The following is a 26299-nucleotide window of genomic DNA, read 5'->3' as shown; positions in this document are numbered from 1 at the left end:
ATGATGATCATCATCTGTGCACAACACCACGTCGGCCGAGGAGTAGGACGGCGAGGGTGGCGGCCAGGAAGGCGGAGATGGCGGCACCGGCGAAGATTGCGTGAACTTGTGAAACGGCGGCGTCGCGGAGGGCGTCGACGAACGGGCGGCAGTTGCCGGGGGACGACGGGCACAGCTCGTTCGGGGATGGGATGTCGTCGGCGAGTGCGAAGTACCGGCGGAGTCCGATGGCGGTGAGGGCGGAGACGCCGACCAGCATGCCGACCATCCGCGCGACCACGACCAGTGCACTGACCAAGCCGTGGCTGTCGGCCGGCGTTGCGCCGAGCATGGCGGTGTTGACGGGTGACAGGGCGAGTCCGAAGCCGAAGCCACACAGCAGCAGTACGACCGTGGCCGGCCAGTGGTCGAGCGCCGTACGACTCCAGAACGCCATCAGCCCGAACATCGCGCCGGACAACGCGAGGCCGGCGCCCGTGATCAGGCCGAGGCCGTAGCGCCGAGTCAGCCAGCCGCCGACGACCGCACCGACCGGGAGCGCGATCAGGAACCGCAGCAGTACGAGCGCTGCGGCCAACTGTCCGCCGCCCTGTGTCGTACGAGCGAACACGGGCACATCGACCAGCGCGGCGATCAGCGCGCAGCCGACCAGGAAACTGACGACCAGCGAGCCCCAAGCCGGCCGCGCACCCAGGAGTCCGCGCGGCACGATCGCCCGCGGCGTACGGCGTTGCCACGCCGCGAACGCGATCGCGAAGACAGCAGCGGCGACCAGCAACCACGGACCGGCCGGCGCCATCAACTCACGCTCGGGATCCGCGGTGGCGAACGCGAGTACGACGCCTGCGAGGGCGAGAGCCAGCAGGACAGCCCCGACGAGATCGACCCGCGACAACACGGCTGCCAGGTGACCACGACTCCGCCACAGGACCAGGCCGAGCCAGAGGAGCGCCAGTACGAGCGTGGCGACTCCGATCGGCGTGAGCAGCCGGGACGAACCGGTGAACGGCACGAAGGGCAGACCGAGCGTCACACCGGTCGCCAGTCGCTCGGGTGCGGTGAGAGTGAGCCCGAGCGCGACGCACGCCAGCACCCCGACGACCGCGGACCAAGGCGGCAGCTTCAAGCCCCGCAGTAACACCGCGAGCACGACTGCCACGACGAGGTTGAGCCAGAAGATGTACCGCCAGTCGGCGACCGCGAGCACCAGCGCGCCGAGCAGCGGTCCCAGTACGGAGCCGAGCTCCTGGACCGCGCCCACGACTCCCAGTGGCAACCCTCGCCGGTCAGCCGGCCACAGGTCAGCCACCAGCGCCAGGGTCGCCGGCACCAGCCCACCGCCGCCGACACCCTGAAGAAACCGACCGGTTACCACCAGCGGAAGGTCGTACGCGCCGGCTGTGATCAACGACCCGACCGCGAACAGCACCAGCGCGCCCACGAGCACCGGCGTCCGCCCGACCACATCCGTGATCCGCCCGATCAGCGGCAGCACCGCGATGTATCCGAGCAGGAACCCCGAGATGATCGGCGCCGCCCGCTGCAGTTCATCGGCCGACAGTCCGACCCCGGCCATCATGTTCGGCAGCGCCAGCACGACGACGTACGTATCCGCGGCTGCGAACGCCACGGCGATCGAGGCGAGCGTGAGCCGGGTCCTCGGGCTGCTCACCGGCACCGCGCGGCCGACGGGCGAGTCCTCGCTCACGGCTTGGTGATCTCGACCTTCTCGCCGTACTTGTCGAGCGTGATGTCGTAGCTGCTGGTCGCGCCGGCGTAGAAGGGGCCGGTGATGGTCGCGGAGACCAGCTGCTTGGTGTCCTTGTCGATCTTGAAGGTGCTCGGGAAGTCCTGGTCGGCGGGAGCCTTCGGGAAGATGCCTTGCAGCGACTTGCCCTGGACGGTGCCGGTGATCTCGGTGAGGACCTTCGCACCCTCACGGCTCTCGCCCTTGACCTTCGGGTCCTTCACCGTCGGCAGCACCGCGGTGAGACCCTTCGCCGGGTCGAGCAGGATCGCCGGGTCGGGCGCGCCGAGGCCGGCCAGCTGCGACGGCGGCAGCTCGATGAAGCCCGGCGTGAACGGCAGCTTGGCGTAGACCTTGCTTCCGACCGCCACCACATCGGCATCGATGGGCGAGCCGCCCGAGCGCACGGTCAGCTTGCCCTTGAACGCCGGCGCGTGCGTCGCGACGCCGTCACCACTCGCCAGGGTCTGCGCGTTGTCCGGCAGGTCCCGCCCGGCCAGCACGATGTGCACGCTGGCCGCGTCGTCGATGGACTTCTTCGCCGCCGTCAGCAGCGCGGCAGCGTCGTCACCCGACTGACCGCCGTCGCTGCCACCGGAATCCTTCTTGTCGCTGCAGCCCGCGAGCGCCAGCACCAGGACCGCGCCGAGCGCGAGCAGTCTCTTCACGGGGGTCAGCCTGCCAGATCGGGAGCGCACGCGGCGATGGGCTGAGCCACCGGTACGCCGGAACCGTCGCGCCGAGGATCGATCGGCGGCAACTCGACCGGAGCGCCGCTGCTCGCGCTGGCTCGAACCGGCGCCGAACCGGCGAACGCCAGCAGCAACCCGTCCTCACCCTTCAGCAGCCGCTGGCACCGCACACCGCCGGTGCCACGACCCTTGCCCGGGTACTCCGAGAACGGCGTCACCTTCACCGCACCGACCTCGGTCCCCGGGAGCGCCGACGACGAGCCGGCGATCGTGACGACCTGTGCCTCGCGGTTGGTGTCGACAGCACCGAAGAAGACGACCTTCGCCTTGGCGGCCAGCCGAACACCGGCCATACCGCCCGCGGTCCGACCCTGCGGCCGCACGGCCGAGGCCGAGAAGTGCAGCAACTGCGCGTCCGAGGTGATGAAGCACAGCGCCTCTTCACCCGTGGCCAGCTCGACCGCACCGATCACCTCGTCGCCGTCGTTCAGCCGGATGATCTCCCACGAGTCCCGGTTGCTCAGGTGGTCCGGCACGACCCGCTTCACCACGCCACCCGTCGTACCGAGTGCGACCCCGACCGAGTCAGGATCCATCGTGGTCAGCGCGAGCGCCTTCTCACCAGGCTCCAGCGACACGAACTCCGCCACTGGCGCGCCACCTTGCAGGTTCGGCGCGTTCGCGGTCGTCGGCACGGCGGGGAGGTCGAGCGACTCGAGCCGGATCAAGCGACCGGCGCTGGTGATCAGACCGTACTGACCACGCGCCGTGCTCTTCACCGCCGAGACGATCGCATCGTGCTTCGCCCGGGTGTCGCCGGTGCCGAACGGCTCCACACCGTTCGTCCGAGCGAGTAGACCGGTCGAGCTCATCAGGATCCAGCACGGGTCGTCGCTGACCTCGAGCGGCACGGCCGCGGTCTTGGTCGCGCCGGACGACTCCAGCAGCACGGTCCGCCGCGGTGTGCCGTAGGTCTTGGCGACCTCGGCCAGCTCGTCGGAGACCGTCTTCTTCAGCAGCGCCTCGTCCTCGAGGATCGCGGTCAGCCGCTCGATCTCGCGCTCGAGCTCGCCCTTCTCGGTCTCCAGTTCGAGCTTGGAGAACTTGGTCAGCCGGCGCAGCGGCATGTCGAGGATGTAGTTGGTCTGCACCTCGGTCAGGTCGTAGATGTCCATCAGCCTGGTCCGGGCGGCGGCCGCGTCGTCGCTGGACCGGATGATCTGGATGACCTCGTCGATGTCCAGGATCGCGATCAGCAGGCCGTCGACGATGTGCAGCCGGTCCTGCGCCTTCTTCCGGCGGAACTCGCTGCGCCGGCGCGTCACGTCGTACCGGTGGCCGAGGTAGACCTCGAGGAGTTCCTTCAGGCCGAGGGTGCGCGGCTGGCCGTCGACCAGGCAGACGTTGTTGACGTGGAACGAGTCCTCGAGCGGGGTCAGCTTGTACAGCTGCTCGAGCAGGGCCTCGGGGACGAAGCCGTTCTTGACCTCGATCACCAGCTGGGTGCCGTGCGTACGGTCGGTCAGGTCCTTGACGTCGGCGATGCCCTGCAGCTTCTTGGCCTGGACCAGGGTCTTGATCTTCTCGATCACCTTCTCCGGGCCGACCGCGTACGGCAGCTCGGTGACCACGATGCCCTTGCGTCGCGGGGTGACGTTCTCGATCCGGGCGGTGGAGCGCATCTTGAAGCTGCCCCGGCCGGTCGCGTACGCGTCCTTGATGCCTTCCAGGCCGACGATCTTGCCGCCGGTCGGCAGGTCCGGGCCGGGGATGAACCGCATCAGGTCGTCCAGGTCGGCGCCCGGGGTCTTGATCAGGTGCCGCAGCGCCTGGATCACCTCGACCAGGTTGTGCGGGGCCATGTTGGTGGCCATCCCGACCGCGATCCCGGTGGCGCCGTTGACCACCAGGTTCGGGAAGGCGGCCGGCAGCACGGACGGCTCTTCCTCCTGGCCGTCGTAGTTCGGCCGGAAGTCGACGACGTTCTCGTCCAGGCCGTGGGTCATCGCCACCGCGGGCGGTGCCATCCGGCACTCGGTGTACCGCATCGCGGCGGGGCCGTCGTCGAGGGAGCCGAAGTTCCCGTGCCCGTCGATCAGCGGGACCCGCATCGACCACGGCTGCGCGGTCCGGACCAGGGCGTCGTAGATCGCACCGTCGCCGTGCGGGTGGTACTTACCCATGACCTCACCGACGACGCGGGCCGACTTCACGTGCCCGCGGTCGGGGCGGATGTTGTTCTCCGCCATCGAGAACAGGATCCGCCGCTGGACCGGTTTCAGCCCGTCCCGTGCGTCCGGCAGCGCTCGGGAGTAGATCACCGAGTAGGCGTACTCCAGGTAGCTGGTGCGCATCTCGTCGGAGACATCGACGTCGAGGATGTGCTCCTCGAAGTCCTCGGGCTCGGCGGTGGTGCTGGTACGGCGTGCCATGCGGGTCTACGAACTCCTCGATCAAGCCGGTGCGGCGCCGCGACGGTCCGACGCTGTGCCTATTGTCCCTGGTGAACGGCAATTTCCCCGGCCACGACCCACCCTTGCGCCGGTCGATCCGCCCGATACCGGTCTATTCCACCGCTGCGGACGGCTGCGACCGGCGCAGGATGTACGTCGTCGGGGCCAGAGCGGACCCTACCGCCAGGAGCAGACAGATTCCCGCGATCCCCAGCAGGATCGCCCACGGCACGGTCACCGGTACGTCGGCCACCCCCGCCGTCAGCGCGTGCCGGATCAGGATCCCGACCGTCACCGTGATCGCCGTACCGAGCGTGAGCGCGACGGCTCCGACCAGTGAGGACTCCCACAGCACCATCCGGCGGATCTGGGCCGGCGTCGCGCCGAGCAACCGTGAAGTGACGAACTCGTGCCGCCGCTGCAGACTGCCCATCAGAAGCGTGTTCGCGATGGCGATCGCGCTGTAGAGCGCGGCCGGGCCGAGCAGCAGGATCAGCCCGAACTGGTTCCCCTTGCGGACACCTTCGGCCTGCTCGTCCTCCCAGTCGGTCGCCGGCTGAGCCTGGGGGAGCCGGGCCAGGAGCTCGGTCGCGGCGACCCCTTCCGTCGGCAGGACGAAGAGCCGCTCTGGCTCGGCCTTCGGAGCGTGCTCGCGGACGAGGGGAAGCGGGAGCAGGAGCGACGGATTCACGCCGAACGCGTCCTTGACGATCGCGACCACCCGGAGCTTGGCCGCGGTCCGGTCGAGGAATGTCACCGGGATCTCGTCGCCGACCCGGTAGTGCTCGAGACCGGACATCTCCTTGCTGATGGCAACAGAATTGCCGGTCAGCCGGCCGAGGTCCCCGGACAGCGTGGTGAGGTCGCGGGTCCGGGTGGCGATCGCCGGGTCGATGCCCTCGGCGTCCTCGAGCTGGGCGTCGTCTCTATCGATCCGGACCAGCTGGATCGGCAGTCCGGCATCCACAACCCCCACGCCGGGGATCGCTGACAGATCAGGAGCTCCGGTGACCACGATCGGCGCGCGGACCGCGTCACGGATCGTGGCGGCGGCACTGTCGGCGGCGAAGCTGAGACTGAGCACCATCGAACCGGCGATCGCGGAGATGGACAGGATCGGCGCCGCGAGCGAGGCGCTCCGTCGCGGTGCCGCGACCACATTGCTTCGCGCGAGCCGGCCGGACACCTGCGTCCACGCCACCAGCGGCAGCGCCCAGAGCCGGCTGATCCATGGCACCACGAGCGGCGCGAGCAGCGTCAGCGCGATCACGAGCAGCATCGGAGTGAACATCGCCAGCGGTACGGCGCCTTCACCGGTCGACGGCCGGATGAGCGCCAGCATCGTGATCGACCCCGCCAGGAACAGCAGACCGAACACCACCCGCACCGGCCCGATCCGCGGCGGCTCCAGCGCTGCCTCACGCAACGCGTCGATCGCACCGACCCTGCCAGCCCGCCTGGCCGCCGACCGCGCACCGAGCATCGCGACCAGCACTCCGGCGCCAACCGCGATCGACAGCGGCACCCACGGTGAGGCCGTCTCGAGCTTCACCGGCGCCAAGTCCGTGTACGACGCCTTCCGCAGCAGCAGCGGCGTCGCCAGTTGGGCGAACACCGCACCCGTGATCGAGGCCGCGAGCGCGACCACCAGCGCCTCACCGAGAATCATGCGGCGGATCTGGCGGGGAGTGGCGCCGATCAGGCGCAGCAGGCCGAGCTCGCGACGGCGTGACGCCACGGCGAAGGCGAACGTACTCGCGATGACGAAGATCGTGATGAACCCGCAGATCGTCCCGACCAGGCTGAGTACCGTCTGCAGTCCGGAGACGTCGGCGTCCGACATCGGGACGCGGATCGATCGCGGGGCAGCGCCATCTCCGCCGAGCGTCGTCACCATGATGCTCGCGGCGGCGGGTCCGCGATAGGCGATGGTTGCGGCGGTCGCGGTGGCTGCGAGACCGAGGAGGAACACCCCGACCGCGAGTGCCACGAAGGACCCGGCGTACAGGGATCGGTGGCGGCTGACCGTCTGCCGGCTCAGGTAGAACATCAGCGTTCCAGCTCACTCATCGCGGCGGCGATCTGGCCCGGCGTACCCCGGTCGAGGTGGCCTGCGATCAGGCCGTCGGACAGGAACAGGACGCGTTCGGCGTACGCGGCGGCGACCGGGTCGTGGGTCACCATGACGACTGTCTGCCCGGCGCGGTCCGTTGCCTCCCGCAACAACGTGAGGATCTGCCGGCTGGTCCCGCTGTCCAGGGCGCCGGTCGGCTCGTCGGCGAAGAAGACCGACGGCTTGGTGATCAGGGCCCGCGCGATCGCGACCCGCTGCTGCTGACCACCGGACAGCTCGGCCGGCCGGCGCTTGGCCTTGCCCTGCAGACCGACCTGGTCCAGCACCTGGAGTACGTCGCCTCGGCTCGGCCGGCGACCGGTCAGCCGCAGGGGGAGCGCCACGTTGTCGTACACGGTCAGCGAGGGCAGTAGGTTGTACGCCTGGAAGACGAAGCCCATCTCCGAGCGGCGGAGCTTGGTGAGTGCGACCTCGTTGAGGCCGCTCAGGTTCACCCCGCCCAGTACGACGGTGCCGCGCGTCGGCTGGTCGAGTCCGGCGGCGCACTGCAGCAGCGTGGACTTGCCGGAGCCGGATGCGCCCATCACGGCCGTGAACGAGCCCCTGGCGAAGTGATGGGTCACGCCTCGCAGCGCGTCGACCGCTCCGGCCTTGGAGCGGTAGGTCTTGGTGATGCCGTCGAGCAGCAGAGCAGGCGGCTCGGTGGGTACGACGCTCGGGTACGTCGGCGCGGTAGCGGTCATGGTCCCAGCCAACCGTCGTACGCCGCTCCGCACCCTGGCCCACGGAGGAGTCCCGGAGTAGCGCGCACGCTACCGTCGAGCGGGCTGTTCTCGACCTAGGGTTGGCAGGGTGGAGAGACCTACGACGGCATGGGCCGCGCTGGCATCGCGGCGCTACCTGGTGTCGTCATGGCCGTGGCGCAGCTACGCCTATCTGTTCAGTTCCGTGCCGATGGGTGTGCTGTCCATCGGAGTCCTCGTCGGCCTGGCAGCACTCAGCGCAGTGCTCAGTCCGATCCTGATCGGCATCCTGATGCTGGCGGCGTTCCCGCTCATCGGGGGAGCGATCGGGTGGGTCGAGCGGTGGCGGGCCGGGCTGGTGCTGTTGGGCGGTATCAGCAGCCCACACGCGAAGCTGCCGACCACACTGTCGCTGCGCGAGAAGCTGAAGTTCCGCCGCCGCGAGCAGGCGTCGCTGCGCGCACTTGGGTACGGGTTCGTGCTGGGTGTCTTCGTCTGGCCGTTCAGTGCGTTGCTGGCCGGACTCAGCGCGACGATCCTCGGCATCACCTTGGCCGCGCCGGCAATCGCCGACAACGAAGAGATGGGGATGGGGCCCTGGACGCTGGACTCCGCTCGGGAAGGGTTCGCCTTCCTGATCCTGTTCGGCCCGGTGTTCTACGTGGTCAGCTCCTATCTGCTGGGCGTCCTCGCGGGAGCGGAGGCTTCGTTGGCGAAGGCGATGTTGGGTCCTCGGCAGGAGGAGTTGCAGCGGAACGTGGCCGAGCTGCGGCGGTCACGGCTGGATCTGGTGGACGCGTTCGAGACCGAGCGGGTGCGGATCGAGCGGCACCTGCACGACGGTGTCCAGCAGCGGCTCGTCGGACTCACCATGACGCTCGGGCTGGCCGAGCTGGATCTGCCGGAGGGGGAGGGGCGGCGGCTGGTGGTCAAGGCCCACGCCGAGGCCGAGGCGGCGCTGGCCGATCTGCGCGAGGCGGTGCGCGGGATCCACCCGCGTGTCCTCGTCGACCACGGGCTGGAGGCCGCCGTACGGGAGGTGGCGGACCGGATGCCGTTGCCGGTGACGGTGCAACTGGCCCTGCCGTCGCGGTTGCCGCCGCCGATCGAGGCAGCGGCGTACTTCGTCGTGAGTGAGGCGCTCGCGAACGTCGCCAAGCACGCGCAGGCGTCCAGCTGCGAGGTCAGCGGACGGATCGACCGTGACCAACTGGTCATCAGCGTCACCGACGACGGCCGGGGCGGCGCGAAGCTGGGCGCGGGGAGCGGGCTCACCGGCTTGGTGACCAGGTTGGACGCGTTGGGAGGCACACTCGTCATCGACAGCCCACCCGGTGGGCCGACACGACTGAGGATGGAGTGCCCGTGCCGACTCGGCGACTGAGCATCGTGCTGGCCGAAGACTCGCTGCTGTTGCGGGAGGGACTGGCGAGCATCCTGAACCACGCCGGGCACGAAGTACGCGACACCGTCGGCGATGCGGACACGCTGCTGGCCGTCGTACGCAAGGAGCCGCCGGACGTCGTCATCACCGACGTGCGGATGCCACCCGGGCACAGTGACGAGGGCCTGCGGGCGGCCGCGGCGATCCGGGCCGAGCTGCCGTCGATCGGCATCCTGGTGCTGTCCCAGTACGTCGCCGACGCGTACCTCTCGTCGTTGCTCGAGACAACGACCGGCGGGATCGGGTACCTGCTGAAGGACCGGGTCGGGCACGTCGCGGAGTTCCTCGAGTCATTGGACCGGGTCGCCGACGGCGGGACGGTGGTCGACCCGGAGGTGGTCCGGCAGCTGCTCGCCAGGCGGCGGAACGACGGACCGCTGGCGGCGCTCACACCGCGTGAGCTGGAGGTGCTCGCCCTGATGGCCGAGGGACGGGTGAACGCGTCGATCGCAGAGCAGTTGGTCGTGAGTGAGGCCGCCGTACGCAAGCACGTCGGGAACATCTTCGCCAAGCTCCAGCTGGACGACGGGCTGGACCGCCGGGTGTCGGCCGTGCTCACCTACTTGCGTAGCTGAGAGAGGATCGACGTATGGATGCTGATATCCGCAAGATCCTGGCGGACTGCCAGATATGGGCTGTGGTGGGACTGTCCAACAACACCAGCCGGGCGGCGTACGGCGTGGCGCGGTTCCTGCAGGGGCATGGGAAGCGGATCGTGCCGGTGCACCCGTCGGCGGAGAGCGTGCACGGCGAGCAGGGGTACGCGACGCTCGCGGACATCCCGTTCCCGGTCGACTGTGTGGACGTGTTCGTCCGGTCCGAGCTGGCCGGCGACATCGCGGACCAGGCGGTGGGAATCAACGCCAAGGCGGTGTGGTTCCAGCTGGATGTAGTGGACCAGGACGCTTACACCCGCACGACCGCGGCAGGCCTGACCATGGTGATGAACCACTGCCCGGCGATCGAGTGGGGCCGGCTGGGTCCGTCCTGAGACCTTCGAAGGGGCCTGAATGATCACGATCGACACGTCCGCCGACTTCGGCAAGCGGATCGTGCGGCAGCTGGACGACGAGGTGGTGGTGTGGCTGACCACCGTCGGCACGTCGGGTACGCCGGCGCCGAACCCGGTGTGGTTCCTGTGGCACGACGACGAGATCCTGATCAGCAGCCAGCCGGCCAAGGCCAAGCTGCACAACATCGCCGACCACCCGCAGGTGGCGGTGAACTTCAACGCCACCCACTCCGGCGGAGACGTCGGCGTCATCTCCGGTACGGCGGTCGTCGAGGAGTCACCGATCTCCGGTGCGGCCCTGGCCGCCTACAACGCGAAGTACGCCGACGCCATCGTCGCCCTCGGGATGACCACGGACCAGTTCCACGCCGACTACTCGGTCCTGATCCGGATCACCCCGAAGAAACTGCGCGGTTTCTAGTTGAGGTAGCCCTCGACGGTGTCGGCTGAGCGGGCTGCCGCGGTGTCCGGGTTCTCGCCGAACTCGCGCTTGGCCCGGCGCTGGCGGAGCAGGTCCCAGCACTGGTCGAGCTCGACCTCGAGGGCCCGCAGCCGAGCGCGCTCGTCGGTGTCGTTGATCCCGCCGGAGGCGTGCTTGGTGCGGAGCTCGTGCTCCTCGGCGACCAGCTCGTCGATCCGGCTGAAGAGGGGCTTGTCACTGGTCATGGGGCCTCCCGGCCTGGACTGAGGAGTGGAGGGAGCCCGGTCATGGGGCCTCCCGATCTGGACTGAGGAGCGCAGGGAGCGAAGCGACTGGAGCGACGAGGGAAGAGCGGGAGTACCAGCCCCATGACCCGCCGCGCCGGAGGCGTGGCCAAATGCACAGCGACCGGAGCGACGAGGGAAGGCCGGGAGTCAAAGCCCCATGGCCCGCCGCGCCGGAGGCGTGGCATCGATACGGTCATGGGGAAACGGTACGCCCGTCCGGTAGCGGTGCACGGGCCAGGAGCTCGGTGATGGCCAGGATTGCGATCGCCTCGGCGGCGATCAGCCCGATCAGGACCACGAGCTGCAACGCGGCCGCCTCGGTCGGCGAGGCTCCGCCGAGCACCATCCCGACGAACGCTCCGGGCAGCGATACCAGCCCGACGGTCCGGGTCTGATCAAGCGCCGGCAACAGTGCGTCACCGGCGACCGAACCGACCACGAGCTTGAACGCGTCCGGCGGGAGCAGCCCGATCGACAGTCCCGCCTCGAACTCGCCGAACCGGGTGCCGTACTCACTCAGCATCCGGCGCCCGGCCAGCGTGGTCGCCGTCATCGCCCCGCCGACGATGATGCCGCCCATCGGCAGGATCGTCGCCGGGTTGCGCGGCACCACGCCCGGGCCGATGAGCAGCAGCAGTACGACGAGCGCCCCGAGGCCGATCGCGATCCCGCAGTACATCCACTGCCCGCGGATCACCGCGGTGGAGTGGAGCCGCCGGGAGCTGGTGAAGGTCGCGACCACGAACATCAGCAGTACGAACGCGATCGCCCCGAACGTGTGCTGGAGCGCGACTCCGACCACCGCACCGACCGCGGCGAGCTGGACGATCGCCCGCAGGGCCGCCGTGACGATCCCCTTGTCGTGCCGGAGACCGGCGTACCGGGAGGCTCCGACGCCGATCGCGATCAGCAGCGGCAAGACGACAACGGCGGACACACCTAGACCGGTGTCGAAGGACATCCAGCTATTTGAGCACGCCCGCGCCCGTCACCCCTGCTTGAAGTCGGCCTCGTCGTAGGCGTGTTGGGTGGCCGAGCCACTCGCGACCTTGCCCGCCTCGTCCTCGCGCAGCTCGACCCGCCGGATCTTCCCGGAGATCGTCTTCGGCAGTTCGGCGAACTCGATCCGCCGGATCCGCTTGTACGGCGCCAGGTGCTCCCGGCAGAACTGCAGGATCTCGCCGGCCAGCTCGCGGGACGGCTGGTGCCCGGCAGCGAGGACGACGTACGCCTTCGGGACCGCGAGCCGGACCGGATCCGGCGACGGTACGACGGCCGCCTCGGCAACCGCCGGATGCTCGATCAGCACCGACTCGAGCTCGAACGGCGAGATGCGGTAGTCGCTGGCCTTGAACACGTCGTCGGAGCGCCCGACGTAGGTGATGTAACCGTCCGCGTCCCGGCTCGCGACGTCGCCGGTGTGGTAGTGACCGCCGCGCATGACCTCCTCGGTCAGCTCGCGGGCGTCGCGATACCCGCGCATCAGCGGGACCGGCGCCGGCGCCAGCTCGATGCAGATCTCACCGTCGTCGCCGACCTCGTCCGAGGCCGGGTCGATCAGCGCGATCGTGTACCCGGGCAACGGGCGGCCCATCGACCCGAGCTTGACCGGCTGACCTGGTGTGTTGCCGATCTGCGCGGTCGTCTCGGTCTGCCCGTACCCGTCTCGGATGGTGACGTCCCAGGCGTTCCGGACCTGCTCGATCACCTCGGGGTTGAGCGGCTCACCGGCCGAGATGCACTCCCGGATCTGGACCTTCACCGCGGACAGGTCGGCCTGGATCAGCATCCGCCACACCGTCGGCGGCGCGCAGAACGTGGTCACGCCGTACGTCTGCAGGACCTGCAGCATCTTCTCGGCGTCGAAGCGTGTGTAGTTGTAGAGGAAGACCGTCGCTCCGGCGTTCCACGGCGCGAAGACGTTGCTCCAGGAGTGCTTGGCCCATCCGGGGGAGGACACGTTGAGGTGGACGTCGCCGGGCTGGAGACCGATCCAGTACATCGTCGACAGGTGGCCGACCGGGTAGCTGACCTGGGTGTGTTCGACCAGCTTGGGCTGACTCGTCGTACCCGAGGTGAAGTAGAGCAGCAGGGAGTCGGCAGCCGCCGTGTCGACGTCCGGCACGGGTCCGTCGTACGACGCTGTGTCGTCGTAGTGCAGCCAACCTTCCACCGAGGGGCCGACTGCGACGCGGAGGCAGTGGTCCGCGATACCGGCGTACCTCCCGGCGTCCGCACTGCTCGTGACCACGGCCCGGACGCCACCCCGCGTGATCCGGTCGGCCAGGTCGGCGTCGGTGAGCAGCGTGGTCGCGGGGATCATCACCGCGCCGGCCCGGATGCAGGCGAGCATGGTCTCCCACAGCTCGACCTGGTTGCCGAGCACGATCAGCACCCGGTCGCCCGGCTGCAGCCCGGCCTCGGTCAGCCAGCCGGCGACCTGGCGGGACCGCTCGGCCATCTCGGCGTACGTCCGCGAGGTGACCTGGCCGTCCTCCTCGACGATCGTCAGCGCGGCCACCTCGGGCTGCTCGACCGCCAGCGCGTCGAACCAGTCGCAGGCCCAGTTGAACCGGTCGAACGCCGGCCAGGTGAAGTCCCGGTACGCCGTCTCGTAGTCGTCCCGGTACGCGACCAGGAAGTCCCGCGCCGTCCGGAACTCCCGCGTGACCTCCGAAGTGCTCTGCTCCGTAGCCATGTCCCGCACATTACCCAGTCAGTGCGAGAACCGATCCCGCCACGACGAGCGGCGTCAGGATCAGGCCGCGCCAGAGGAAGGACCACCAGGAGATGTCGACGCGGGCGGCGTCGCAACGGGCGCGCCAGAGCAGGGTCGCGAGCGAGCCCCAGAGGGTGAGCAGGCAGCCGCAGTTCACGCCGATCAGAAGGGCCATCATCCGGTGTGCGTCGTTCGAGGCGACCGGCTCCATCGCCAGGTACGCCGGGAGGTTGTCGAACAGGTTCGCGCCGACTGCCGCGGTCGCGCTCAACCGCAGCTCGGACGTGGTCCCGGCGACCCATCGCAGCAGGTCTTCCAGTCCGTGGGCGGTGAGGAAGCCGACGACGGTGAACAGCACGACGACCGTGATCACCAGCTTCGCCGGGATCAGCGACCACCGCAGCACGCTCCGCCGCCGGACCGCGAACAACACGACCAGCACGATCGCGCCCACGCCGGCCGGCCAGGCGACCTCGATCCCGGACACGAAGGCCGGTCCGAGCAGCAGACAGACAGCGGTGCAGCCCCAGAACAGCACCTTGTCCTCCACCGGCGGTGTCGGCGGTACGACGTACGTCCGGCGCAGATCGCGGTGGAACAAGACCGCCAGCACGGCGACTGTGATCAGAATCGCCGCGATCGCAGGCCGCCAGCTCACCGACAGGTAGCTCACGTCGAGCTTGCGGAACTGGTGCAGGGCCAGCAGGTTGGTCAGGTTCGACACCGGGAGCAGCAGCGATGCGGTCGCGGCCAGCCAGACGGTGGTGAACGCGAACAGTTTCGGCGGGATGTCGAGTTGGCGGGCCATCGCGAGAACGACCGGGGTCAGCAGCACCGCGCAGGTGTCGAGGGACAGGACGATCGTCAGGCCGGTCGCGAGCACGACGACGAGCAGCCAGAGGCGCCAGACCCGGCCACGGGCCAGGTGCGCGGCCTCGCGGGCCGCGACGTCGAACACCTTGGCCTTGTCGGCCAGCTCGGCGATGACGGTCACCGCGATCAGGAAGACCAGCACCGGCGCGATCCGCGCGACCAAATTCACGACCTCCGAAGTACCTGTTTGAGTAGGCTTGGCCCGGTGAGACCGCCGGACCAGTATGACCCGCACCAGCAGGACGGATATCCGGCCGAGTTCGAGGCCGACGTCGTCCTGCGGGACGGTGCGACCGCGCACCTGCGGCCGATCACGTCCGCGGACGCGGAGCTGCTGGTCGCGTTCTACGCCCGGGTGTCCGAGCAATCGAAGTACTACCGCTTCTTCGCCCCGTACCCACAACTGTCCGATCGGGACGTGGCGAGGTTCACACAGGTCGACTACCACGACCGGCTGGCCCTGATCGTCACCGTCGGTAGCGAGATGATCGGCGTCGGCCGGTACGAGCGGACCGGACGGCGGACGGCGGAGGTCGCGTTCCTGATCGAGGACGCCCACCAGGGCCGCGGCCTCGGGCAGCTCTTCCTCGAGCATCTGGCCCAGGCGGCCCGGGAGAACGGCATCACCCGGTTCGTCGCCGAGGTGCTGCCGGACAACCGGAAGATGATGACCGTCTTCACCGAGGCCGGGTACAAGGTCGCCCGGGAGTTCGAGGACGGCGTGATCGTGGTCGAGTTCGACATCGCGCCGACCGACACGTCGTTCGGGGTGATGCAGGCCCGCGAGCAGCGCTCCGAGGCGCTGTCGATCGCGCGGCTGCTGACCCCGTCGAGTGTCGCGGTGATCGGCGCGAGCCGGCGCGAGGGCACGATCGGCAACGCGCTGCTGCGCAACCTGCGTGACGGCGGTTTCCCGGGCCGCTTGTACGCCGTCAACACCGATACGAAGGCGGATGAGATCGAGGGCGTACCGGCGTGCCCGACGATCCGCGAGGTCGACGACACGGTCGATCTGGCTGTGGTCGCCGTCCGGGCTGAGATGGTGGCCGACGTGATCCTGGACTGCGCGGCCAAGGGCGTGCGCGGGCTCGTCGTGGTGTCCAGCGGGTTCGCCGAGATCGGGGACGAGGGTCGGAAGCGGCAGCGGTACCTGGTCGGTCTCGCCCGGTCGTACGGGATGCGGGTGATCGGGCCGAATGCGCTCGGGGTGATCAACACCGCCGCAGGGGTCTCGCTCAACGCGACGCTCTCGCCGCTGATGCCGAGCCGGGGCCGGGTTGCGTTCTTCTGCCAGTCGGGTGCGCTCGGGGTGCCGATCCTGGCCGACATGGCCGGCCGTGGCCTCGGGTTGTCGAGCTTCGTGTCGGCCGGGAACCGGGCGGATGTCTCGGGCAACGACCTGATGCAGTACTGGTACTCCGACGAGGCGACCGAGGTCGTGCTGCTTTACCTGGAGTCGCTGGGCAATCCGCGCAAGTTCAGCCGGGTGTCGCGGCGGCTGGCCGGACGGAAGCCGGTGGTCGCGCTGAAGTCGGGCCGGGCCACCCAGGGCGTGCCGGTCGGGCAGATGGTCCGGCGCAGTCAGTTGCCCCCGGCATCGATCGAGTCGTTGTTCCGGCAGAGCGGGCTGATCAGGGTGGACACCACCGGCGAACTGTTCGACGTCGCCCAGCTGCTCGCGCACCAGCCGCTGCCGAAGGGACGCCGCGTGGCCATCGTCAGCAACTCCGACGCGTTGACCTTGCTCGCCTTGGACACGATGGCCGGCTGCGGCCTGGACGTGGCGGGGGAGCCGCGCAACCTCAGTCCGGACGCGACCGCGGCGGATTTCGGCGCGGCGCTGTCCGAGGTCTTCGCGGACGACCGGGTGCACTCGGTCGTCGTCATCTACACACCACCGGTGCAGGCCAATGGTGCCGAGGTGGCGCAGGTCCTGGCCGCGGCGGCGACCGGTTCGGACAAGCCCGTCGTGTCGACCTTCCTCGCGTCCCGCAGTGTGCCCGCGGAGCTGCGGGTGCCGGACGACGAGGGCGGCGCGGCGCGTGGATCGATCCCCTCGTTCCTGAACCCGCAGTACGCCGTCGGCGCGCTGGCGAAGGCGACACAGTACGCGGAGTGGCGGCGGCGGTCGGACAGCCGGATCCCGGACCTGCCGGAGATCGACACCGCCGGGGGAGAGGACTTCGTCGCGGAGTACCTGCAACGGCACCCGAACGGCGCCGACCTGGACGATGCCGACCGGCAACGGCTGCTCAGCTTCTACGGGATCCCGGTGCTGCCGGCGTTCCCGGTCCTGAGCGCCGACGAGGCGGTCGCGCGGGCCGCGGACCTCGGCTTCGAGGTGATCCTGAAGGCGACCGCCGAGCAGTGGCGGATGCGCCCGGACCTCGCGGACATCTGGCGGCACATCCATGACGAGGACGACATGCGCGCGGCCTGGGCGGAGATGACGCAGTCGTTCGGGGTTGCGTCGGATCCGGCGCGGGCGCAGTTGGTCGTCCAGAAGATGGCGCCGACCGGGGTGCCGGTGGTGATCTCAGCTTTGGAGGACGTTTCGTTCGGGCCGGTGGTCACGTTCGGCCTGTCCGGGGTCGCGACCGACCTGTTGGGCGATCGCTCGTACCGGATGCCGCCGCTGACCACCCGCGACGCCGCGGAGATGGTTCGCGAGGTTCGCGCGGCACCTCTGCTCTACGGCTACCGCGGATCGGATCCGGTGGACATCCCCGCGATCGAGGACCTGCTGCATCGCGTCTCCCGGCTGACCCTCGATCTGGAGGAAGTCGTGCGGCTGGACCTCCGCTCGGTCCTGGTCGCGGCCCAGGGAGCGACCGTGCTCGACACCAGCATCCGGATCGCCCCCAACGAGAAACCTCGCCAAGACGCGCCGGCCCGCCGCCTGACCTAGCGCCGGGTGTAGATGCTGTTGGTACGGTCGAGGAGCCGGGCGTCCACCAACTGCCGGCGCAGCGCCGCGTGGTCGGGGTGCCACTGGTTGAGGATCTCGTTCACCTCGGACTCCGGGTAGCTGCGACCCGGTTCGAAGCTCTGCACCAGGTACTCCAGGACGATCCGGAGCTTCTCCGGGAACGTCGGGAAGTGCGTGAGCCGCCCGTCCCGGATGAACGACTTCAGCACGTTGTCCCGCGCCGGATCGGGGTCGAGTGGCACCCACTCCGGGCGACTCTCGCGCACCGCGTCCTTGAACGCACCCTCGTCCGCGCTCAGCCCAGCCGCGCTCGCGTTGAGCAGTCCGCCCTTGGTCAGCCTCTGCAACGCCTTCACGACCACAGCCGCGGGCAGTCCCGTGCTCCCGGCAACCTGCTCGGGGGTGGTGGCGCCGAGGACGACGGCGGAGTACGTCCGCAGCCTCGACGGTTCGGCCAGCAGTCCACAGAGCTGATCGGCGTTCATGACTTTCACGCTAGTTCGGGCCGCAACCGGATTTCGGTCCGCATGACAGGATCTGACGCATGGAGCCTGGTCCGCACAACGCGATCACCGATGTCCCTGGCGTGCTGGTCGGTCAGGTCGAGCGCGTCGACGCGCCGTACCTGACGGGTACGACGGTCGTCCACGTGCCGGCCACCGCCATAGCCGGTGTCGATGTCCGCGGTGGTGCACCCGGCACCCGCGAGACGGACCTCCTCGATCCGGTCAACTCGAACTCCGGAGTGAACGCGATCGTGCTGACCGGCGGCAGCGCGTACGGGCTGGACACCGCCGGCAGTGTGATGCGCTGGCTCGAAGAACGCGGCCAGGGCGTGCGGGTCGGCCAGCGCGACCACGACGTGGTCCCGATCGTCCCGACCGCGGTGATCTTCGACCTCGGCCGCGGCGGCGACTTCCGCGCCCGGCCGGAGTCGTCCTGGGGCGCCGACGCCATCGCGGCCGCCTCCGACGGCCCGGTTGCCTTAGGCAACCATGGGGCCGGCGCCGGGGCCAGGGCCAGGTCGCTCAAGGGTGGTGTCGGCTCGGCCAGCGTCCGGCTGGACGACGATACGACGGTCGGCGCGCTGGTGATCGTGAACGCGGCCGGCTCGACGGTCGACGCCGACGGCAACCTGTACGGCGCCCGCTACGGCCTCGGCGACGAGTTCGCCCACCTCCGCACACCGGTCGAGCCACCGCCGCCTGCCGCACCTGGACGCAACCTGATCCCCGGCCCCCCGATGAACACCGTGATCGCTGTGCTCGCGACCGACGTACCGCTGGACAAGGCGGCGACGAAGCGGATGGCGATGATCGCGCACGACGGGCTGGCCCGGGCCATCGACCCGATCCACACGCTGGTCGACGGCGACAGCATCTTCGCGCTGTCGACCCGGACGGCCGACGACGACCGGCTGCGGCTGAGCGTCACCGATCCGACCGCGATCGGCCAGTTGGAGACTGTCTACGCGGCCGGCGCCCGGACGCTGTCCCGGGCGATTGTGCACGCGATCCTCAACGCTGAGTCGGTGGAGACCCCGGCCGGCGCCATCCCCAGCTACCGCGACGCGTATCCGTCGGCCTTCCGGACCGACTGACCTACGACCCCAGTCGTACGCGCGGTCGCCGAAAAGCGCCGGAAGACGACGGCAAGACCGGTCCGCGGGCCGACGATCGGGAGCGCCGATCGCGACAGGCTCTGCGGTATGAGCTTCCAGAGTCCCCAACCACAGGTCGTCCTCAGCGGTCACGGCCTGGTCAAGTACTACGGCGAAGTCGTCGGCCTGGCCGGAGTGGATGTCGCAGTCCGTTCCGGAGAGGCGCTCGCGGTCATGGGCCCGAGCGGCAACGGCAAGACCACCTTGCTGCACGTCCTGGCCGGCATCCTCACGCCGGACCAGGGCGAGGTGTGGCTGGGCGGCGAACGCGTCGACCAGCTGAACGACGCCGCCCGCACCGTACTGCGCCGGCGCCGGCTCGGCTTCGTCTTCCAGGACAATCAGTTGCTCGCCGAGCTCCCCGCCGACGAGAACGTGGCCCTGCCGCTGATGGTGGACGGGTTGAGCCGGCGGGACGCGATCGGCCGGGCCCGGATGATGCTCGCCCAGGTCGGGCTGGCCGCCGAAGCCGGGCGCCGCCCTGGCGAATTGTCAGGTGGTCAGGCGCAGCGGGTCGCGATCGCCCGCGCGCTGGTGGGCGAGCCGCAGGCGGTCTTCGCGGACGAACCCACTGGTGCTCTCGACGCGGCCACTGGTTCCCAGGTGATCGACCTGCTCGTCGGGGCCGCCACGCATCGCGGCGCCGCGGTGGTGGTCGTCACCCACGACAACGCCGTCGCCGCCCGCTGCCACCGGGTCCTCCGCATCGTCGACGGCCGGGTCAGCGAGACGCCCGGGGCGGCGGGCCACGAGTCCACCGTCGGGCCGGGCGGTCAGCCGGTGAACGATCTCGGCTGGGGGACTGGTCGATGAATCCGATGACTGATCTCGGCGTGCGGTTCGTGCGCCGGCCGGGTCCCGGCGGCCGGGCAGCCAACCTCGCGGCCCTCGGCGCGACCGCGGTCGTCGCACTGCTCGTCACCTTCCTGATTGCAGGCTCGCTCGGCCTGGCTCATCGCTCCGACCGGATCGGCTGGCGCAGTGCCGACCGGGCCGACCCGGCGACGGCGATCGGTGCCATCGACCAGACCGACGACGAGAAGGTCGCCGGCTTGCCGATGCTCCAGATCGACCTGGCCACCTTGCGCGACAACCAGTCGCCACCACCGCCCGGACTCGACCACACGCCGAAGCCCGGCGAGGTCTTCGTCTCTCCTGAGGCTGCCAAGCATTGGTCCAGCCTCTCGAAGCAGTACGGCGTCGAGCGGCCGACAGGTGTGATCACGGACAAGGGCTTGTCCTCGCCGGAGGAGTTCGTAGTCATCCGTGGGGTCGAGTCACTCCGACCCGACGACCATCCGCAGTACGTCAGCAGTTGGAACGAGGATGTCTGGGACAGCCGGATGCTGGGCCTGCTGATCGCAGTGGCCTTCGGCATCACGCTCGTACTGTTCCCGATCCTGAGTCTGGTCGGGCAGGCCGCCGGCGTCGCTGCGAAGCGTCGTGAACATCGGCTGGCCGCACTGCGCCTCGCTGGAGCCACCAGGACGCAGGTGCTCTGGCTGAGTGCCGTGGAGCAGGCGGTGCTCGGTCTGGCCGGTGCAGTCATCGGTCTGGTCGGCTACACGTTGCTGAGTCCGCTGATCGCACGCATCCCGCTGGGCGGGGGACGCTGGTACGTGCACGACATCACCGCGAGCTGGTGGAACGTGCTCGTCGTACTCGCTGCCGTGCCGGTCCTGTCGGTCGTGAGCGCACTGATCGGGCTCGGTCGGGTCAGCATCACCCCGCTGGGCGTCGTACGCGGTCAGACCCGGAAGGCGACCAGCGCGGTCCGGCTGGGACTGTTGCTGATCGGTCCGGTCGTTCTGGCGTACTACGGGATGCAGGCTGCTGTTATCCCCTTGCTGATCGGTGTTGGCTTCGCTGCACTCGCCGTACGGGTGATCGGGCCGTGGGCGGTGCAGGTGATCGGCAAGACGATGGCGAACCTGGCCAACGGTCCGGTGGCGTTGCTGGCCGGCCGGCGGCTGGCGGACGACCCGAAGGCCGCGTTCCGCCCAGTCGCGGCGCTGGTGCTGAGTGGGTTTGTCACTGGGTTCATCTCGGTGTTCATGCCTTCGGGAGAGGACGACTCGACGTTCCACGATCTGCGCATCGGTGTGGCGTTGCTGATGACTCTGGTCTTCCTGACCGTGGCTGCGTCGACCGCTGCCGGTGCTGTCGGTACGGCGCTGGACCAGGCGTCTCCGGCGCGGGCGTTGCGGCGGTCTGGTGTGCCGTTGCGTGTCATCGAGCGGTCGTCGCGGCTCGCGGCCGTCGTACCCGTGATCGGCGTCGGACTGCCGGTGGTCGGGTTCGGTGCGCTGTCCGGGCTGGCGCTGAGCGGCGGAAAGATCATCACGCAGGGGAACTCCGGCGTACTGCTGCTGATCGGGCAGGTGGTCATCGGGCTCGTCCTCGTCGCGGCGGCGGGCACCGCGGGCGCGCCGGTGCTGCGGAAGGCCAGTGCGAACTGAGCCGCGGTTGTCCACAAGGTGAAAACGCACCGATCCGGGTCCGTGCAAGGATGTGGGCATGCGTGACCTGAATGCCCCGGAACTCGCGGACGCGTCCGCTGCCCTGCGCGAGGCGATCGACCGGTGTGGCTACTACCCCGATGTCGTGACGGATTCGCTCGCGGTCGCGATCGCGAGCGAACCGATCCGCGCGTTCGTCCTGCAGCACGAACCGACGTTCGACCGTGACGAGGTCCGGCGGCACATCACGATCCTGGCGCTGACCCCGACCCGGCTGATCGTCGGGCACACCGACGAGCACGCCGCCGACGAACTGATCCGCGCGCCGTACGCGTCGACCTCGACCGAGGCGATCCCGCTGAACCGGGTGAACGCGGTGGTCGTGAACCGCGTGGTTCCCAACCCGGCAGGCTACGCCTCCGGCAAGGCCGACCCGGCGGTGGCCGGCAGCGGTGAGGTCGTGCTGACCATCGGCTGGGGCATGGTGAATCGGATCGACCTCGAGCCGGCCGTCTGCGCAGACCCGAACTGCGAGGCCGACCACGGCTACACCGGGTCCGTGGCTGCCGACGACATCTCGCTGCGGATCAGCGCCGCCGCGGACGGTCCGGCCGGGATCCAGCAGGTGCTCGACTTCGCGCAGGCCCTGTCGTTCGCGACCAGTAGGTAAACGCCGTGATCGTGCCGGTAGCTCCGCAGTACGGCGGCGGATCGCTCGCCGACGTGCTCCCGTCGGTCGCCGGCGCCCTGTCGGTCCCCGGCGAGCACAACGGCCTCGGACTACCATCGGCTCCGCGGTACGCCGTACTGCTGCTGGACGGACTCGGTTGGAACCTGCTGAAGCGGCACGCGGACGTCGCGCCGTACCTGTCGTCGCTGATGCCGGCCGGTCGCAGTCTGACCGCCGGCGTGCCGTCGACCACCGCGGTGAGTCTCACCAGCCTCGGGACCGGGCTGCCGCCTGGTGCGCACGGCATCGTCGGTTACACGTCGATCGTGCCGGAGAGCGGTGCGCTGCTGAACGCTCTGTCCTGGGACGCTCCGGTCGATCCGCGTCGCTGGCAGCCGTACGCAACAGTCTTCGATCGAGTTGCCGCTGCCGGTGTTGCCACGCGCAACGTGAGCAAGGCACGGTTCGACTCGTCCGGCCTCACGGCGGCAGCGTTCCGCGGGAGCAAGCACCGGGGTGCGGACACCGTCGAGGATCGGCTGGACGCGACGCGGTTCGCGAGCCGGGAAGGCAGTTCGTCGTTGGTGTACGTCTATGACTCGCAGCTGGACTACATCGGTCATCAGCAGGGCTGTGAGTCGTGGCAGTGGCAGAAGGAGCTGGCCGCGGCCGACACCTTCGCGCAGCAAGTTCGGTCCGCCTTGCCGCGCGACGCCGTACTGCTCGTCGTCGCCGACCACGGGATGGTCGACGTGGCGCCGGAGTACCGCATCGACCTGGACGCCGAGCCGCCGCTGACCGAGGGCCTGCGACTCATCGGAGGCGAGTCACGGTTCAGGCATCTGTACTGCGTCGAGGGCGCGGACGCCGACGTGATCGCGACGTACGAGGAGCGGCTGGGGGACAAGGCACTCGTGCTCAGCCGGGAGGAGGCGGTCGCCCGTGGATGGTTCGGTCCCGTCGAGGAGCGGGTCTCGCCGAGGCTGGGCGATGTCATCGTCGCCGCGCTCGGGCCGGTCGGGCTCGTCGCGAGCCGCCGGTATCCGCAGGAGGCCGGGCTGATCGGCCAGCACGGCTCGCTCACCGACGACGAGATGGCGATCCCGCTTCTCATCGACGCCGGCCGAAGTGTCTAGGGTGTCGACCCCGGCCGAAGTGTCTACAGTGCCGACATGGATGCGACGTTGCAGGCGCGGTTGAGAACCACCTACGAGGATCTGCACGCCCATCCGGAGCTGTCGGGCGAAGAACGCCGTACGGCGGGAATCGCCGCGGAGTGGTTGCGAGAGCTCGGCTTCGAGGTGTCCGAGGGCGTCGGTCGTACCGGTGTCGTCGGAGTGCTGAGTCACGGTGACGGACCGACGGTGTTGCTGCGTGCCGACATGGACGCCTTGCCGGTTGCCGAAGAGACCGGGCTGGCGTATGCGAGCACTGTCGACGGGGTCATGCACGCCTGCGGCCACGACATGCACGTCACCTGCCTGCTCGGCGCGGCCGTCGAGTTGGCCGCCGCACGGGACGAGTGGCACGGGACCCTGGTCGTGGTGTTCCAACCGGCCGAGGAGACCGCGTCCGGCGCTCAGGGCATGATCGACGACGGCTTGTACCAGAAGGTGCCGAAGCCCGACATCGTTCTCGGTCAGCACGTGGCCCCGATTCCGGCGGGCGTGCTGGGGCTGCAACCCGGCCCGGCCTTCGCGTCGAACGACTCGCTCCGCGTCACCCTGTTCGGCCGCGGCGGTCACGGCTCCCGCCCCGAAGCGACCGTCGACCCGGTCGTTCTCGCCGCCGCGACCACGCTGCGGCTGCAGACGGTGGTCTCGCGGGAGGTGGCCGGCGGCGACACCGCCGTGGTGACGGTCGGCGCGCTCAACGCCGGGACGAAGGCCAACATCATCCCCGATCACGCCGAGCTGCTGCTCAGCGTCCGGACCTACTCCGAACAGGTTCGCACCCGGGTCCTGGGGGCGATCGAGCGCATCGTGGCCGGTGAAGCCCAGACTGCCGGGGCTCCGCGGCCACCGACCATCGAGCGCAGTGAGGCCGCGCCCGCCCTGATCAACGATCCCGCCGCCGCCGAACGCACCCTGGAGGCGCTGGTGTCCGTCGTCGGCACCGAACGTGTGGTCACGCCCGGGCCGGTGACCGGAAGCGAAGATGTCGGCGTGCTCGCCCAAGCCGCCGGCGCACCCATCGTCTTCTGGCTGCTCGGTGGGGCCGACCCGGCGGACTTCGCCGGCGCCGCGTCGATGGAGCAGATCGCCGCGGTGGTCGCCGACCTCCCGTCCAACCACTCGCCGCACTACCACCCGGTCCCCAGCCCGACCATCGAAGTCGGCGTAGCGGCACTCGCCGCGGCGGCCCGCCACTGGCTCGGTTGAGTCGGGCTCAGAAGCTCCAGACGTCCCAGAAGAAGCTGGTGTGGGCCGTCTTGGCCTCGCCGTCCCGCGCGGTCACCGTCACCTTGTACCGCCCGGAGCCAGGGGTGACGACGCCGGTGATCCAGCCGCGTTCGGCATCGATGCTCAGCCCCGGCGGTAGGCCGACGGCGGTGTAGCTGATCTCGCCGGTGCCGCCGGTTCCCTTCATCAGCAGCGGAATCGCCGGGATCCCGCCGAACGCGAGCTGCTCGCCCGGTTCGGTGATCGAGATCGGGCCCTGCGGCTGCGCGGCCGCGGCGCCGACCGCTTCGGCCGCGTCGACCATGCCTTCGCCGTAGAAGGAGTTGTTCCCGGCGGTGCCGATGCACTCGCCGGACGAACCGGCCGGGCAGGCCAGATCGTTGGCCTGCTCAGCGAGCCGGGCGCGTACCTGCGCAGGGGTCAGCTTCGGATCCACACTTCGCAGCAGCGCCGCGACACCCGCGACGTGCGGCGAGGCCATCGACGTACCCTCGAGGAGCTTGTACCCGCCACCGGGGACGGTCGAGTAGACGTCCTCACCCGGCGCGGCCAGGTTGATCTTGTTCTCACCGAAGTTCGAGAACTGCGACTTCAGGCCGCTCGGGTCGACGGAGGCCACCACGACCACGTTCGGCAGTTCGGTCGGCAGGCTGATGCAGTCGTCGGTCACGTTCCGCGGTTCCGCGGTCGAGTCGTTCGGGCTGGAGACGTCGTTGGACTTCACGGCCAGGTTGTAGTCCTCGTTGCCGGCCGCGGCGACGTTCACGACACCCTTGGCGTCGGAGTAGTTGACCGCGCGACGGACCGCCTCGGCGATCGCGTCCTGGTCCTGGTCCGACGGGCAGAGGAACAGCCACGGGTCGACGTAATAGCTGTTGTTGGTGACCGAGACGCCCTTGTCGGCGGCGAACATGAACGCGCAGACCGTGTTCTCCGGGAAGAACAGCTGACTGCCGGCCTCGGCGACCCGGATCGACGACACCTTCACGCCGGGCGCGACGCCGATCATGCCGACGCCGTTCCGGGCCGCGGCGATCGTGCCGGCCACGTGCGTACCGTGCTCGCCGACCGGCCGCCACGCGCCGGGCCGGGTGTCGGCCTTACCGTAGGCACACGACGCCGACTTGGTGGTGTCGAAGTTCGCCTTCAGGTCCGGGTGCTGGTCATCGACGCCGGTGTCGAGCACGCCGACGGTGACGCTCTTCGAGCCCCGGTTCCGCACCCAGGCGCGGTCCGCACCGATCTGGGTCATGTCGCCGCGGTCCATCTCCGGCGTGCTGGTGGCCGTCTCGGGAACCGCCGGCGGGATGGCCGGGTTGGTGGCGTCGGCCGGCAGGTCCGAGGTGCGGGTGGCGCCGGTCTTCTGAACGCCGTCGACGCTGCGCATCTTGGTGGCGAAGTCGGTGGCCGTCGAGTGGGCCACGATCACGCCGATGGCGTCGTACGTCGCATAGACGGTGCCACCGTTGGAGGTGATCGCACCGGTGACCTTGCCGGTCTGGTTCGGCTCGGTGATAACGAAGTACGCGCGGAGCCCGGCCTCGGCCCGGACCGGCGTCGCCGCGGCCGGCACGATTGCGGTGGCGGTGCCGCTGACAACGGTCAGACACGCCGCGAGGAACAGGAGCAGAGCTTTGCGCACGTTCCATTCAAACCGCCCGAGGGCCCAGAACCCAAGCCGACCCCCTGCGACACACCCCGAAGTGCGGCGTGG

The 26299-nt window shown here is 69.6% G+C and carries 22 protein-coding genes; 11 read left to right on the top strand and 11 right to left on the bottom strand.

The annotated features are described in order from the left end of the window. Nucleotides 1–10 precede the first annotated feature (10 nt). The 5 genes from ACZ3HV_RS12115 to ACZ3HV_RS12095 all read right to left on the bottom strand — a co-directional run bounded on the left by ACZ3HV_RS12115 (nt 11) and on the right by ACZ3HV_RS12095 (nt 7709). A complete protein-coding gene (locus ACZ3HV_RS12115; RefSeq protein ID WP_465683527.1) occupies nt 11–1708 on the bottom strand; it encodes an MFS transporter in 1698 nt (565 codons plus the stop codon). Continuing rightward, a complete protein-coding gene (locus tag ACZ3HV_RS12110) occupies nt 1705–2415 on the bottom strand; it encodes an LppX_LprAFG lipoprotein (protein ID WP_360375327.1) in 711 nt (236 codons plus the stop codon). Before ACZ3HV_RS12110 ends, ACZ3HV_RS12115 begins: the two co-directional genes overlap by 4 nt. Nucleotides 2416–2420: 5 nt before the next feature. After that, a complete protein-coding gene (locus ACZ3HV_RS12105; RefSeq protein ID WP_465683524.1) occupies nt 2421–4871 on the bottom strand; it encodes a DNA gyrase/topoisomerase IV subunit A in 2451 nt (816 codons plus the stop codon). 133 nt (nt 4872–5004) lie between these two features. Next, nucleotides 5005–6942, bottom strand: a complete 1938-nt coding sequence (locus ACZ3HV_RS12100) for an FtsX-like permease family protein (protein WP_465683521.1) — start codon at nt 6940–6942, stop codon at nt 5005–5007. After that, the gene (locus ACZ3HV_RS12095; protein WP_465683519.1) at nt 6942–7709 is read right to left on the bottom strand and encodes an ABC transporter ATP-binding protein; all 768 of its coding nucleotides are present in this window, start codon (nt 7707–7709) and stop codon (nt 6942–6944) included. Before ACZ3HV_RS12095 ends, ACZ3HV_RS12100 begins: the two co-directional genes overlap by 1 nt. A gap of 109 nt (nt 7710–7818) precedes the next feature. On the opposite strand from ACZ3HV_RS12095, the gene ACZ3HV_RS12090 reads away from it, so the two are divergent. From ACZ3HV_RS12090 to ACZ3HV_RS12075, 4 genes are read left to right on the top strand one after another with little or no spacing between them, the layout of a single operon-like run. Continuing rightward, entirely contained in the window at nt 7819–9093 is a 1275-nt protein-coding gene (locus ACZ3HV_RS12090) for a sensor histidine kinase (RefSeq protein ID WP_465683517.1), read from the top strand. Continuing rightward, complete coding sequence (locus ACZ3HV_RS12085; RefSeq protein WP_465683515.1) at nt 9075–9728, top strand: response regulator; 654 nt, start codon at nt 9075–9077, stop codon at nt 9726–9728. Before ACZ3HV_RS12090 ends, ACZ3HV_RS12085 begins: the two co-directional genes overlap by 19 nt. A 14-nt stretch (nt 9729–9742) precedes the next feature. Next, complete coding sequence (locus tag ACZ3HV_RS12080) at nt 9743–10144, top strand: CoA-binding protein (RefSeq protein WP_465683512.1); 402 nt, start codon at nt 9743–9745, stop codon at nt 10142–10144. Nucleotides 10145–10163: 19 nt separating this feature from the next. Then, on the top strand, nt 10164–10586 hold the full coding sequence (locus ACZ3HV_RS12075; RefSeq protein ID WP_465683510.1) for a TIGR03667 family PPOX class F420-dependent oxidoreductase: 423 nt from the start codon (nt 10164–10166) through the stop codon (nt 10584–10586). Here the strand turns inward: ACZ3HV_RS12075 and ACZ3HV_RS12070 are convergent. From ACZ3HV_RS12070 to ACZ3HV_RS12055, 4 genes are all read right to left on the bottom strand, one after another. Then, nucleotides 10583–10831, bottom strand: coding sequence for a DUF2630 family protein (locus ACZ3HV_RS12070; protein WP_465683508.1), 249 nt, complete (start codon nt 10829–10831; stop codon nt 10583–10585). The genes ACZ3HV_RS12075 and ACZ3HV_RS12070 overlap by 4 nt on opposite strands. Before the next feature lie 235 nt (nt 10832–11066). Next, the gene (locus ACZ3HV_RS12065; RefSeq protein ID WP_465683506.1) at nt 11067–11834 is read right to left on the bottom strand and encodes an ABC transporter permease; all 768 of its coding nucleotides are present in this window, start codon (nt 11832–11834) and stop codon (nt 11067–11069) included. A gap of 27 nt (nt 11835–11861) precedes the next feature. Next, entirely contained in the window at nt 11862–13571 is a 1710-nt protein-coding gene (locus ACZ3HV_RS12060; protein ID WP_465683503.1) for an AMP-binding protein, read from the bottom strand. Between the two features lie 10 nt (nt 13572–13581). Then, a complete protein-coding gene (locus ACZ3HV_RS12055) occupies nt 13582–14634 on the bottom strand; it encodes an ArsB/NhaD family transporter (RefSeq protein WP_465683501.1) in 1053 nt (350 codons plus the stop codon). A 36-nt stretch (nt 14635–14670) separates the two neighbouring features. Between ACZ3HV_RS12055 and ACZ3HV_RS12050 the strand changes: the two genes are divergently transcribed. Further along, nucleotides 14671–17373: a bifunctional acetate--CoA ligase family protein/GNAT family N-acetyltransferase gene (locus ACZ3HV_RS12050; RefSeq protein WP_465683498.1), complete on the top strand. Its 2703-nt coding sequence runs from the start codon at nt 14671–14673 to the stop codon at nt 17371–17373. Here ACZ3HV_RS12050 and ACZ3HV_RS12045 read toward each other — a convergent pair. Continuing rightward, entirely contained in the window at nt 17370–17879 is a 510-nt protein-coding gene (locus ACZ3HV_RS12045; RefSeq protein ID WP_465683496.1) for a DUF2087 domain-containing protein, read from the bottom strand. The genes ACZ3HV_RS12050 and ACZ3HV_RS12045 overlap by 4 nt on opposite strands. Nucleotides 17880–17938: 59 nt before the next feature. Between ACZ3HV_RS12045 and ACZ3HV_RS12040 the strand changes: the two genes are divergently transcribed. The 6 genes from ACZ3HV_RS12040 to ACZ3HV_RS12015 all read left to right on the top strand — a co-directional run bounded on the left by ACZ3HV_RS12040 (nt 17939) and on the right by ACZ3HV_RS12015 (nt 24564). Next, the gene (locus ACZ3HV_RS12040; protein WP_465683494.1) at nt 17939–18994 is read left to right on the top strand and encodes a P1 family peptidase; all 1056 of its coding nucleotides are present in this window, start codon (nt 17939–17941) and stop codon (nt 18992–18994) included. Between the two features lie 108 nt (nt 18995–19102). Continuing rightward, nucleotides 19103–19867: an ABC transporter ATP-binding protein gene (locus tag ACZ3HV_RS12035; protein ID WP_465683491.1), complete on the top strand. Its 765-nt coding sequence runs from the start codon at nt 19103–19105 to the stop codon at nt 19865–19867. Then, nucleotides 19864–21513 (top strand): FtsX-like permease family protein, encoded by a 1650-nt coding sequence (locus ACZ3HV_RS12030; protein WP_465683489.1) that lies wholly within the window; start codon nt 19864–19866, stop codon nt 21511–21513. Before ACZ3HV_RS12035 ends, ACZ3HV_RS12030 begins: the two co-directional genes overlap by 4 nt. A gap of 58 nt (nt 21514–21571) precedes the next feature. Further along, nucleotides 21572–22183 (top strand): DUF5998 family protein, encoded by a 612-nt coding sequence (locus ACZ3HV_RS12025; RefSeq protein ID WP_465683487.1) that lies wholly within the window; start codon nt 21572–21574, stop codon nt 22181–22183. 5 nt (nt 22184–22188) lie between these two features. After that, nucleotides 22189–23319, top strand: coding sequence for an alkaline phosphatase family protein (locus ACZ3HV_RS12020; protein WP_465683485.1), 1131 nt, complete (start codon nt 22189–22191; stop codon nt 23317–23319). 36 nt (nt 23320–23355) lie between these two features. After that, complete coding sequence (locus ACZ3HV_RS12015) at nt 23356–24564, top strand: amidohydrolase (RefSeq protein WP_465683483.1); 1209 nt, start codon at nt 23356–23358, stop codon at nt 24562–24564. A 7-nt stretch (nt 24565–24571) separates the two neighbouring features. On the opposite strand, the gene ACZ3HV_RS12010 is transcribed toward ACZ3HV_RS12015, so the two are convergent. Next, on the bottom strand, nt 24572–26227 hold the full coding sequence (locus ACZ3HV_RS12010; protein ID WP_465683481.1) for a S8 family peptidase: 1656 nt from the start codon (nt 26225–26227) through the stop codon (nt 24572–24574). Nucleotides 26228–26299: the final 72 nt, after the last annotated feature.

Source organism: Kribbella sp. NPDC020701 (assembly GCF_055562215.1).
Note: the sequence above shows the minus strand (reverse complement) of the source record. Positions and strands in the feature narration are given on the sequence as shown.